Consider the following 11,754-nt stretch of genomic DNA (forward strand, 5'->3'; position numbering starts at 1 on the left):
TCGCGCTTACTTGGCGAACAGCGATTCGATGTTCGCGAACGCCTTGAATTCGAGCGCGTTGCCCGACGGGTCGAGGAAGAACATGGTGGCCTGTTCGCCCACTTCGCCCTTGAAGCGCACGTGCGGCTCGATGATGAACTTCATGCCGGCGGCCTTCAGCTTGTCGGCCGCCGCTTCCCATTGCGCCATCGACAGCACGGCGCCGAAGTGGCGCACCGGCACGGCGTCGCCGTCCACCGCGCTGGTGTGGCGATGGCCGCATTCGTCGGGCGCGAGGTGGGCGACGATCTGGTGTCCGTAGAAATTGAAGTCCACCCATTCTGCCGAGCTGCGGCCTTCGGGGCAACCGAGCAGCTCGCCGTAGAACTCGCGCGCGCTGGCGATGCTGTGAACCGGGAACGCCAGATGGAACGGCGGCTGGGAAAGGGTCGTATCGCTCATGGCGTATTCCGTATCGAGCCAGTGGGGGAGCGTGCCGGCGGCGGATTCGCCAACCGTGTCACGCGGCATGAGAAACAGTCTAGGTATGACAAAATTCGCTGGAAAACGATATATTTTGTGACTTACCTAAAATTTTTTTGATCAATCGACCATGATTCGCGAGCTGAAAACCTTTCTTTCCGTGGTGCGCTACGGCACGTTCGCGCGCGCCGGTTCGCAGGTCGGGCTGACGCAATCGGCGGTCAGCGCGCAGATCCAGCGGCTGGAGGACGAACTCGGCTTCGCGCTGTTCGACCGCACCGGGCGCTCGGCCACGCTGAACGCGGCCGGACGGCGCACCGTGGAGCGCGCCGAGGAATTGCTGGCGGCCTACGCGCGGCTCGCCGACGAGGGCGGCGCCGAGCAGGACACCGGCTTGCTGCGGATCGGCGCGATCGCTTCGGCGCAGACGCTGCTGCTGGTGCAGGCCATCGCGCTGTTTCGCGAGCGCGCGCCGGGCTGGCGCGTGCGGGTGATCCCGGGCGTGTCGCTGAACCTGCTCGCGCAGGTCGATTCGGGCGAGGTGGACGGCGCGGTGCTGATCAAGCCGCCGTTCGCGCTGCCGGCCGAACTGCGCTGGCGCGCGCTGACGCAGGAGCCGTTCGCGCTGCTCGTGCCGCGCGCGCAGCGCCACGACGATTGGCGCGCCCTGCTCAAGAGCGAGCCGTTCGTGCGCTACGACCGCAATTCGTTCGGCGGGCGGCTGGTCGAGCGCTGGCTGCGCAAGCAGCGCATCAACGTGCAGGACGTGGTGGAACTCGACGAACTGCAGGCGATCGTCGAACTGGTGGGGCGTGGAGTAGGGGTGGCGCTGGTGCCGCAGGCCGCGGCGTTGCGGATTCCGAAGACGGTGGCGGTGCTGCCGCTCGACGGCGAGGTGCCGGCGCGCGAGATCGGCTACGTGGAACGCGCGGCGGGCGAGCGGCCGGCGGCGGTGACGACGTTCGCCGAATGCGTGGCGGCGGCCGCCGCCGATGCGTGATGGTCGAAAGCTTTGAAAGGGCGGCGCGTGCAATGGCTCGGGCCGATCGGGCTGGGAGCCTTACTACATCGGGCCTTGCGCTTTATTGTTCTGAATCGAGGAACTCTGTAATCACGATTTAGGTGTTAACCCTAGGGATCGACCGGCCTACACTTCGTCCATCGGTTGAGCAACACAGTCGACCGAATGCACAAACCCAGGAGGTATCGATCATGAAGAACCTTATTCAAGCTGTTGCCGTTGCCGCCGCGCTCGTCGTGCCCGTTGCTTCATTTGCCCAGGCCCAATCGAACGGCCCCGTGACGCGTGCCGAAGTGCGCGCCCAACTGGTGCAACTGGAAAAGGCCGGCTGGCGTCCCGGCGTCGGCGCCGATCCGAACTACCCGGACGACATCCAGGCCGCGGAACGCAAGGTCGCCGCGATGAACGGCGGCGACACGAGCGGCTACGGTGGCGTGAGCAACCGGGTTCAATCGGGCAGCCCGGCCGGCCGTGGCGTCTCGAAGGCGGACTGGAACGCGATGTACGCCCATCCGTAAGCGAAGCGGAATATGTCGCGGCAGGCGCTCCCCGATCGTTCAGTCATGCGAAATGATCGGGTTCGAGGCGCCGCGCGACGTGCGGTGAAAGGCGGTAACCGAAGTCCCCCGTTGTACCTGTCGTCCCTGTCGTTCCCGTAGCGAAACGGTGTAGTACGTGTGTGTGGTATCGGTGGTTGAAGTGAGAGTGTGTTGTGCGGGCGGCGAGCTTTCGCCGCCCGTTTTTTATTCGATCAGCGGTTCACGAGCTGCTTCGGATAGGCGAGCGCCAGCGCGCAGCCCACCAGCATGCAGACGGCGAAGCCGTACAGCCCGGCGCTTTGCGAATGGAACGTGTCGCGCAGCCAGCCGATGAAGTAGGTGCTGCCGAAGCCGCCCAGGTTCGCCAGCGAGCAGGCGAACGCGATGCCGCCCGCGGCCGCCGCGCCCTTCAGGAACATCGACGGCAGCGACCACACCACCGGCATCGCCGCCGCCGCACCGGCGTTGACGAGCGAGAACAGCACCAGCGTCATCAGCGTGCCGTGCGAGGACGACGCCGCGATCGCCAACGACACGGCCGCCACGGCGAACGGCACCACGATGTGCCAGCGGCGCTCGCGGGTGCGGTCCGAGCTGGCGCCGCAATACAGCGTCGCCAGCACGGCCGCCGCGTTCGGGATCACCATCAGCCAGCCGATTTGATAGGTGTCCTTCACGCCGGTGTCGCGCAGGATGGTCGGCAGCCAGAAGCTGACGGCATACAGGCCGAGCAGCACGCACAGGTCGATCATGCCGAGCGCCCAGACCTTCGGATCGGTGAAGGCGCGCGCCAGTGCATGGCTCTTGTTGCCTTCCGGATCGCTGTCGAGGTTCGCGCGCAGCGCCTGTTTCTCGCCGGTTTCGAGCCACGGCGTGGATTCGATCGTGTTCGGCAGCCAGCGCAGCACGGCGAAGCCGAGGATGATCGACGGCAGCGCTTCGAGCAGGAACAGCCACTGCCAGCCGCCCATGCCGTGCACGCCGTCGAACGAGCGCATGATCCAGCCCGAGATCGGGCTGCCGATCATGCTCGACAGCGGCAGGCCCACCATGAACAGCGCGACGATCCGCGCGCGGCGCGCGTCGGGATACCACTGCGTCAGATAGAGCAGCACGCCCGGCAGGAAGCCGGCCTCGGCCGCGCCGAGCAGGAAGCGCACGATGTAGAACTGCATCGGCGTGTGCACGAACAGCGTGGCGCCCGACAGGATGCCCCAGGTGATCATGATCCGCGCGATCCAGAGCTTGGCGCCCACGCGTTGCAGCACCAGATTGCTCGGGACTTCGAACAAAATGTAGCCCGCGAAGAACAGCCCCGCGCCGAGCCCGTAGATGCTGTCGCTGAACTTCAGCGCATCGAGCATCTGCAGCTTGGCGAGACCGATGTTGATGCGGTCCAGGTAGGCCGCGAAATAGCAGAGACAGAAGATCGTGACGAGGCGAATCGTGACCTTGCGGTAGAGCGCCGCGTGCTGCGCCGTGTCGGCCGACAAGGCCGCGTTCGGATGAGTGGTTGACATGGGACTGCCCCTGGTCGAATAGGTCGGGTTGGGTGGAAGCCGGTCGCCGCGGTCACTTGCGCGATGACGCCCGGATTCTGTATATCACGCCATTTAATGAGCGTACACACTACAAAATTGCCCGGCTTCGAGGTGCTCGTCGAAGCCGTTTCGGAAACGCTTGTCCGTCGCGGGATGCCCTGAATTGCTAGGTGTTTTCATCCATGCCGGAACGGTGCGGCGCGCACGGAAAGTGCCCATTCCGTTGCACTCCGATTGTGCGGTTACGCATGAAAATGAAGCGTGTACATCATGAATTGATGTGTGGGGAAATCATGCATCTTTCGTGCCTGCCCGCAGGTCGAAATACGGCGATCGCGCTGGCGCGGCTTGAAATGCGGCTCGGCGATGGGAGGTTTGATCGATTCGAAGTGGCGCGCCGGTTTGCCCGAAAATCCAAAAGTCGAGGGTGTACACTTGCCGTCTTTCGATTTCGGGCCTTCGGGCCGCTGCCGTTCATGTCGTCCTCCAAAGATTCGTATGACTTTCACGACCAGATCGGCCACCTGTTGCGGCGCGCGTATCAGCGTCATGTCGCGATTTTCCAGGAGGCGATTCCGGATTCCGACCTGACCGCGGCGCAGTTCGTCACGCTCTGCACGGTCAAGGAAAAGAAGGGCTGTTCGCTGAACGACATCGTCAAGACCACGGCGATCGATCAGGCGACCATCCGCGGCGTGGTGGAGCGGCTCAAGGCGCGTTCGCTGATCGAGGTGATGCCCGATCCGAGCGACGGCCGCAAGCTGATGGTGCGCGCGACCGCTTCGGGCTCGGCGCTGATCGATCGCACCGTGCCGTTCGCCAAGCAGGTGACCGAGCGCACCTACGGCGCGCTGAACGTGGGCGAGCGCGTCGCGCTGCAATACCTGCTCGACAAGATGCTGCAGGGCGACGCCGAATAAGCTTCGCGCCTTCTCGAATCAGCGCGCCGGCGTCGTTTCGGCCTCGATCAGGCGGCCCGCCGCGCGCAATCCTTCCCGTATCGTTTCCGCATTGAACGGCGGCGCGCAGAAGCGCACGCCGGTCGCGTCGTGGATCGCATTGGCGAGCGCGGCGGGGCCGGGCACCGACGCCGATTCGCCCGCGCCGAGCGGCGGCTCGCCCTGGCGCGGCATCAGCACCACGTCCACGGCCGGCAACTCGGGGAACGTCAGGATCGGATAGCTGGCCCATTCGCGCGTGGCCACCTTGCCGTCGACGAAGCGCACGCGCTCCTTCAGCGAGCGGCTCAACACCTGGATCACGTTGCCGTGGATCTGATGGCGCACGCCGTCGGGGTTGATCATCGTTCCGGTGTCCTGACCGACCGTGATGCGCTCCACGCGCACCTCGCCCGTCATGCGGTCCACCGTCAGGTCGACGATCCACGCCGACCACGCCGCGCCGAACCCGGGAAAGCGGCTGTGCACGTAACGTGCGTAGGCGATGCCGCGACCGTGCACGATGCGCTCGCCGGACGGCGCCGCATTGCGTGGCCGCGCCACCCAGCCCGCGCGCGTGGCGATCGCCTGCAGCAGTTCGGCCGCGCGCGTGTCGGACAGATGGCGCAGACGGAATTCGAGCGGATCGACGCCGGCCAGCGCCGCGCATTCGTCGGCGAACGCATCGTGCGCGAACGAGTTCGGCAGCGCGGACACCCCGCGAAACCACGACGAGCGCACCAGCGGCGCGAGATCCTCGCAAACGAAGCGGCGGTTCGGGCTGTCGTACGGCGACACGGCGGTGCGGTCGCCCATCTCGAACACGCGCGGCGTGGCCGGCACCGCGCCGGTCAGCAGCGAGGCCAGCAGCGGCGCGTCGTTCGACGGGTAGCGCGTGGTGAAGTCGTAGCCGAGCAGGCGGCCGTCGCGGCTCACGGTGCCCGTCACGTTCACCACCTGCCCGGTGCCCTTCGGTTCCCACAAATGTTCGTCGGCGCGCGTCAGTTGCACGCGCACCGGCCGGCCGGTGGCTTGCGACAGCAGCAGCGCGTCGCCGCACACGTCGTCGGCGCCGTTGCGGCCGTAGCAGCCGGCCGCTTCCATCCGCACGATGTCGATGTCGGCTTCGTCGCGGCCCGCCAGCGTGGCGAGGTCGTAGCGCAAGGTGACCGGGTTCTGCGTGCCGGACCACACGGTGATGCGGCCGTCGCCCGGCGCGCGATAGTCGGCCAGCGCGCACGACGGCCCGATCGAGCCGTGAAGCTGGTACGGCCACACATAGGTGCGCGACAGCGTGATCGTGTCGGCTTCGTTGCGTACGGCCTCGACGTCGCCTTCGTCGAGCAGCGGGCGGCGCGTGGCCGGCGCGGCGGCGATCGCCGCGCCTGGATCGCTCAACGAGGCCAGCGGCGGCAACGGGTGCCAGCGCGCGCGCAATTCGCGCGCCGCGCGGATTGCCTGCTCCTCGCGCTCGGCCACCACGCCCACGAAATCGCCGCGCGTCACGATGGCGACGATGCCGGGCAGGTGCGCGACCGATTCGCGCTCGACGCCGGCCAGCAGGCGGCCAACGAACGGGCCGCTGTCGAGGCCGCTGTAGGGCGGCCGGATCACGCGGCCGTGCAGCATGCCGGGCACGCGCATGTCGTGCACGAACGTCAGTTGGCCGGTGGCCTTGGCCGGCAAATCCACGCGCGGCGCCGAGCGGCCGATCACGCGATAGGTGGCGGGGTCCTTGACGGGGGTCTCGAGGTCGAGTTCGAGCGCGAGGCGCGCGCCGGCCACGAGTTCGGCGTAAGCGAGGCGCGGCGCGTCGGCATCGTTCGGATTGCCGACGAATACGAAGCCGCGGTCGGTATTCAGCGTGTCGAGCGGCGCATCGAGCCGCGCGGCCGCCAGTTCGAGCAGCTTGCGCCGCGCCTGCGCCGCGGCCGCGCGCAGCGGCGTGGCCGAGATCTGGATGGTGGCGCTGGCGATGGTCGGCCCCTGATTCGGCGTCGCGGCGGTGTGGCCGAGCTGCATCGAGACCTGGGCTGGAGCGAGATCGAGCTCTTCAGCCACGATCTGGCCGAGCGAGGTGCGGATGCCGGTGCCGAGATCGACGTGGCCGTTGAACGCGAGGACGCGCCCGTCGTCGAGCACGGCGACGAACACTTCCGGCACGTCGGGCGTGTAGGACGACAAGCTGCCGGGTTGGCCGGGGGCCGGCTTGACGGGCGGAGCGGGGCGGCGGATCACGGCCAGGCAGCCGTCGCGTGCGAGCAGTTCGGAACGGTTCACGGGCGCGGAGTCCGCTGAAGAGGGGAAAGGCGGCGGGCGCGTGCGCCCGCATCCGGCAATCTAGACGGCCAAAAACGGCCGGTCAACCGCGCGCGGCCTGGGCCGATTGGGCGGCCTGGGCGGCATCGATCGCGGCGATGGCGTCGTCGAGCGGCAGCACGGCCGCGTACTTCTGCGCCATGTCGAACAGGTTGGCCTCGTGCGGCGCGATCGCGCGGTCGCCCACGCAATCGGCGAGCACGAACGGCCGGAAGCCGAACGACATCGCATCCACCACGCTGGCGCGCACGCAGCCGCTGGTCACCGCGCCGGCCACCAGCAGCGTGCGCACCGCGCGCTGCGTGAGCCACGGCGCGAGCTGCGTGCCGAAGAACGCCGACGGCACCTGCTTGCGCACCACCAGTTCGCCGGCGGCCGGGGTCAGTTCCGGCACGATCTGGCTGTTCGGGTGATCCTCGTGCAGCGTGGCCATGCCGGGCACCTTCAGCGAGAACACGTTGTCGTCGCTGCCGTCGCTGGCGTAGACGATCCTGCTGTGCGCCACCGGCCAGCCGCGCGCGCGGGCGATCGCGAGCGCCTGCTCGGTGCGGGCAATCGCGGCCGGGATGTTGCCGCCGCCGAACGTGGCCGGATCGGCGAAGCCGACCACCAGGTCGACGATCAGCAGGCCGACGTTGCCGGCCGGCGCGAGCGGCGTGCCGAAACCCTGCTGGCGATAGACGCCGCTTTCGGCGTGATGCGACAGTTCAAGTGAGCTGGACATGCTTGGGAATCCTCGATAAAGCGGTTCAGGCGGCCGGGAACAGCACGCGGCCGTCGCGCACCACGACCTGATCGTCGAGCTGGACGGTGCAGTGGCGCAGCGGGATGTCGATATGGCAGGTGGTGGTGCGACTGCCGCCGCCCTCGTTGTTCGGCCCGAGCGAGAACAGGAAGTTGCCCTCGAACGCGCGCGCATCCATGCCGATGGTGGCCTCGCGGTCGTACAGGCCGAGCGTCGACCAGCGCGCGCGCGGCTGCAGGCCCCAGCCGATATGCGAGATCGCGTAGCCTTCGGGGTCCTTGAAGGTTTCCATGTAGTCGCGCAGCAGCGCGGCGTCCACGCCGCCTTCGATGCGCGTGGCGTAGCCGTTCTCCACGGTCAGCGCGATCGGTTCGGATACATAGTGCTTCTGCGGCAGCAGGATGTCGCCGCGGTCGATCACGATGGTGCCGTGCGCGGTGCGGTCGTTCGGGTAGGTCAGCGCGAAGCCGCTCGGCCAGTGATCCCAGCGGCCCGGCTCGTCGACGAAGCCGTATTCGGCGGTCGGCGGAAAATCGCCGAGCGGGCACACCAGCGCGGTGCCGGCCGGCGAGCTGACGCGCATCTCGCGCGACGCCGAGATTTTCGCGGCGGCGGCCAGCACGCGCGTGCGGTCGGCCTCGGTCGGCACCATGCGCATCAGCACCTCGGGCGGCTCGACCGCCAGCAGGATCTTGGTGCCCGATTTGAGGATGTCGTGTTGTTCGGGAGAGAACAGCAGCGTCATCAGGTCGAGCACCAGGTCGCTTTCCTTCAGCGCGGCGATCGCGGCGCGATTGCCGGTGAGCGGCGTGGTGCCGAGATAGGCCAGCGAATCGCGGCTGAACGCCTTGTCGCCGTTCACCGGCGGCAGGTCGAGGCGGTTCACGATCGCGCCCATCTGCTGCGTGGCGATCAGCGCGCATTGCAGCGTTTGCGGATGGGTGGCGGTACTGGTCAGGATTGTGACGGTCTGGCCCGCTTCGAGGCGGGACAGCGTCAGCACGTGTTTCCACGCGTCGATCAGTTGGGCGTCGTTAATCGGCATGGTCGGCTCCGTTGCAAGAGGTCGGGCGGTTCGGTGTCGTCGGGCGCTCAGGCGGTCGCCGCGAGCGGTGCGCCGAGGAAATCGCCGAAGGCCGCGTAGAAGCCGGCCGCGTTGTCCCACGGAATCATGTGGCCGGCGTCGGGCACGCGCACGTGGCCCATCGCCGGCGTGGCGCGTTGCAGCTCGGCCACGTCCTCGTCGCGCACCACGTCGCCGCGCTCGGCGGTGATCAGCAGCGACGGCACGCGCAGTTGCGCGGCGTCGGCGTGGAAATCATCGGTATGGAATCCTTCGTAAGAGGCCAGCATGGCGCGCTCGTCGCAGGTGTGCAGCCATTCGGCGCGCAAGCGGCGTTCCGCTTCGGTCCAGGTGGGGCAGAACGCGCGCATGCCTTCGGCGTCGGTGCCGGCGCGGGCCAGCGCCATCGAGTCGACGTACCACGGCAGCTTGCCCGGGTACTCACGGCGGCCCGGGCCTGACACGGGCGGATCGACCAGCACCACCGAGGCGAGGCCATGCTCGATATGCAGCGCGGCGCGCGCGGCGATGCGCGCGCCCATCGAATGGCCGACCAGCGCAAAGCGGTCCAGCTTCAGCGCGGCAGCCAGCGCCGCCACGTCGTGCGCCTGCGCGTCGAGGCTGTAGTCGAGCGTGTCGGAGGCCGACGACAGGCCGCGGCCGCGCACGTCGAGCACGTAGGTGTCGAAACGCGCGCCGAGCACTTCGCCGACGAAGCCCCAGGTGATCGCCGGGCTGGTGATGCCGGGAATCAGAATCACGGCCGGGCGGCCGGCGCGCTCGCCGGTGGCGCCGCCGTAGCGCAGGTAGTGCTGGCGGATGCCGTTGGCATGCACGTTCGCGCCATACAGGAAGGTCGAGGTCATCGCGGCTCCGTTCAGTAGGCGCCCGACAGCAGCGCGCCGGCGCCGGGCACGATCGGTTCGAGATCGAGTTCGCGCAGGATCGAATAGGTGGTGGCGATCGCGGCGGTGATCACCGGCTTGCCGGTCATCGCCTCGACCTTGGCCACGGCCGGCAGCGACGGCATCTGCACGCAGGCCGACAGCACGATCGCATCGGCGTCCTGATAGGGCAGCGACTTGACGATGTCGGGCAGGCGCGCCGGATCGTGGCGGCCCACGTCGAGGTTGTCGGGGATTTCGAGCGCGCGCCAGGCGATCACTTCGTAGCCCTCATTACTGATGTAGTCCACCACCAGTTCGGTCAACGGCTTCATGTAGGGCGCCACCACCACGATCTTCTTCGCGTCGATCACCTTCAGCGCGTCGACCAGCGCGCCCGCGCTGGTCAGCACCGGCGCCTGCGCGCCGTTCTCGGCGGTGTGACGCGTCAGGCGCTCCTGCGAGACGCGGTGATAGCCGTGGCCCATGGCCATGATCGCGACCAGGCACGCATAACCGAGCACGTCCACGCGTGCGTCGGACAGCTCGACGGCGCAGCGGTCCGATTCGGCGTCCATCGCGGCCAGTTCCTCCTTGACCACCTTCTTCATGCGCATCCGGCTCGAATGGAACGTGAAGCGCTCGGGGCGGATCGATTCGCGCAGCCGCAGCATCGCGGGAATTTCGGTTTCCATCGTGGTGTTCGAGCTCGGCACGATCTGGCCGATGCGGAAGGTTCGGGTCATCTTGGCTCCTTGGGCGTTGAGCGGCAGCGGCGCGGGGGCGGTTGCCGAAAGTGAAGCAAAGTCTAGCGTGTACGTTTGAATTTCACAACGTATCAAAAACCTTCCGAACCCCCGGGAAATCCCTTGTATGTAGCATGGATGTGCATTATTGGTGCGGGACATGCTGCGCGGCGGTGCCTGAAAATTTTCGCTTGTGCGAATATTTTGCAGTGTGTACGCTTGATTTAACCCTAACCCATCCGCCGCCGCGACGGTCCTGCCGCCGGCCACTCAGAACAGGAGATTCCGATGAAGCAACCCCGTATCGCGATCGTGGGCGCCGGCCTCGGCGGCACCGCCGCCGCCGCGCTGCTGCAACGCAGCGGCTATGACGTGAAGCTCTACGAGCAGGCGCCGTCGTTCTCGCGCCTCGGCGCGGGCATCCACCTCGGCCCGAACGTCATGAAGATCATGCGCAAGATCGGCTGCGAGAACGCCCTCGAAGCGATGGGTTCGCATCCCGATTTCTGGTACAGCCGCGACGGCATCACGGCCGAGGTCATGTCGCAAATCCCGCTCGGCGATTTCGCGCTGAAGACCTACGGCGCGAGCTACCTGACGGTGCACCGCGGCGATTTCCACGCACTGATGACGCAGGCCGTCACGCCGGGCACGATCGTGTTCGGCAAGAAGCTCACGACGATCGAGGACACCGGCAGCGACGTGCGCCTGACGTTCGACGACGGCACGGTCGAGACGGCCGACATCGCGATCGGCGCGGACGGCGTCAACTCGCGCCTGCGCGAGCACCTGCTCGGCGCCGAACCGCCGCGCTACACGGGCTACGTCGCGCACCGCGCCGTGTTCCCGGCCTCGCTGCTGAACAACAAGCCGTACGACATGTGCGTCAAGTGGTGGTCGGGCGACCGCCACATGATGGTCTACTACGTGACCGAAGCGCGTGACGAGTACTACTACGTAACCGGCGTGCCGCAGGCCGAGTGGCCGGCCGGCGTGTCGATGGTCGACAGCAGCCGCGACGAGATGCGCGAGGCGTTCGCCGGTTTCCACTCCGACATCCAGCATCTGATCGACGTGTCGCCGTCGATCACCAAATGGCCGCTGCTCGAACGCGATCCGCTGCCGCTGTGGAGCCGTGGCCGCCTGGTGCTGCTCGGCGACGCCTGCCATCCGATGAAGCCGCACATGGCGCAGGGCGCGGCGATGGCGATCGAGGATGCCGCGATGCTGGCGCGCTGCCTCGACGAAGTGGGCGTGGCCGATTACACCAACGCGTTCGCGCTGTACGAGGCGAACCGCGCCGCGCGCGCCTCGAAGGTGCAACTGGTGTCGCACAACAACACCTGGCTGCGTACCAACGAGGATCCGGCCTGGGTGTTCGGCTACGACGTGTTCGACGTGCCGCTCGAAGCGCCTGCCAAGGAAGCCGTGGCAAGCTGAACGGCACGGCTTCGCCCCGGCCGGAATTTCGGCGAGGTATAACGGCATCGCGCGGC

11 protein-coding genes are annotated in these 11,754 nt (G+C 67.5%); 4 read left to right on the top strand and 7 right to left on the bottom strand.

From position 1 onward, the window contains the following. Positions 1–6: 6 nt before the first annotated feature. A complete protein-coding gene (locus AB4850_RS18550; RefSeq protein WP_414444471.1) occupies positions 7–441 on the bottom strand; it encodes a VOC family protein in 435 nt (144 codons plus the stop codon). 151 nt (positions 442–592) lie between these two features. Here AB4850_RS18550 and AB4850_RS18555 point away from each other — a divergent pair, with 151 nt between their 5' ends. Together AB4850_RS18555 and AB4850_RS18560 are read left to right on the top strand one after the other, a co-directional pair. Next, a complete protein-coding gene (locus tag AB4850_RS18555) occupies positions 593–1,462 on the top strand; it encodes a LysR family transcriptional regulator (protein ID WP_414444472.1) in 870 nt (289 codons plus the stop codon). A gap of 212 nt (positions 1,463–1,674) precedes the next feature. Further along, positions 1,675–2,001, top strand: a complete 327-nt coding sequence (locus AB4850_RS18560; RefSeq protein WP_414444473.1) for a DUF4148 domain-containing protein — start codon at positions 1,675–1,677, stop codon at positions 1,999–2,001. Between the two features lie 233 nt (positions 2,002–2,234). Here the strand turns inward: AB4850_RS18560 and AB4850_RS18565 are convergent, their stop codons facing one another. After that, a complete protein-coding gene (locus AB4850_RS18565) occupies positions 2,235–3,542 on the bottom strand; it encodes an MFS transporter (protein WP_414444474.1) in 1,308 nt (435 codons plus the stop codon). Positions 3,543–4,039: 497 nt separating this feature from the next. Between AB4850_RS18565 and AB4850_RS18570 the strand changes: the two genes are divergently transcribed. Next, positions 4,040–4,483 carry a MarR family winged helix-turn-helix transcriptional regulator gene (locus AB4850_RS18570; RefSeq protein ID WP_414444475.1) on the top strand — a complete coding sequence of 148 codons (444 nt, stop codon included), beginning with the start codon at positions 4,040–4,042 and terminating at the stop codon, positions 4,481–4,483. 18 nt (positions 4,484–4,501) lie between these two features. On the opposite strand, the gene AB4850_RS18575 is transcribed toward AB4850_RS18570, so the two are convergent. From AB4850_RS18575 to AB4850_RS18595, 5 genes are all read right to left on the bottom strand, one after another. Beyond that, on the bottom strand, positions 4,502–6,781 hold the full coding sequence (locus tag AB4850_RS18575; protein WP_414444476.1) for a molybdopterin cofactor-binding domain-containing protein: 2,280 nt from the start codon (positions 6,779–6,781) through the stop codon (positions 4,502–4,504). A gap of 82 nt (positions 6,782–6,863) precedes the next feature. After that, entirely contained in the window at positions 6,864–7,544 is a 681-nt protein-coding gene (locus AB4850_RS18580; RefSeq protein WP_414444477.1) for an isochorismatase family protein, read from the bottom strand. Positions 7,545–7,569: 25 nt separating this feature from the next. Then, a complete protein-coding gene (locus tag AB4850_RS18585; protein ID WP_414444478.1) occupies positions 7,570–8,610 on the bottom strand; it encodes a 2,5-dihydroxypyridine 5,6-dioxygenase in 1,041 nt (346 codons plus the stop codon). 47 nt (positions 8,611–8,657) lie between these two features. Continuing rightward, on the bottom strand, positions 8,658–9,494 hold the full coding sequence (locus tag AB4850_RS18590) for an alpha/beta hydrolase (protein ID WP_414444479.1): 837 nt from the start codon (positions 9,492–9,494) through the stop codon (positions 8,658–8,660). A gap of 11 nt (positions 9,495–9,505) precedes the next feature. Next, positions 9,506–10,258, bottom strand: coding sequence for an Asp/Glu racemase (locus AB4850_RS18595; protein ID WP_414444480.1), 753 nt, complete (start codon positions 10,256–10,258; stop codon positions 9,506–9,508). A gap of 288 nt (positions 10,259–10,546) precedes the next feature. On the opposite strand from AB4850_RS18595, the gene AB4850_RS18600 reads away from it, so the two are divergent. Then, positions 10,547–11,698 carry an FAD-dependent monooxygenase gene (locus tag AB4850_RS18600; protein WP_414444481.1) on the top strand — a complete coding sequence of 384 codons (1,152 nt, stop codon included), beginning with the start codon at positions 10,547–10,549 and terminating at the stop codon, positions 11,696–11,698. Positions 11,699–11,754: the final 56 nt, after the last annotated feature.

This window comes from Burkholderia sp. 22PA0106 (assembly GCF_047497155.1).
Lineage (GTDB): Bacteria > Pseudomonadota > Gammaproteobacteria > Burkholderiales > Burkholderiaceae > Burkholderia.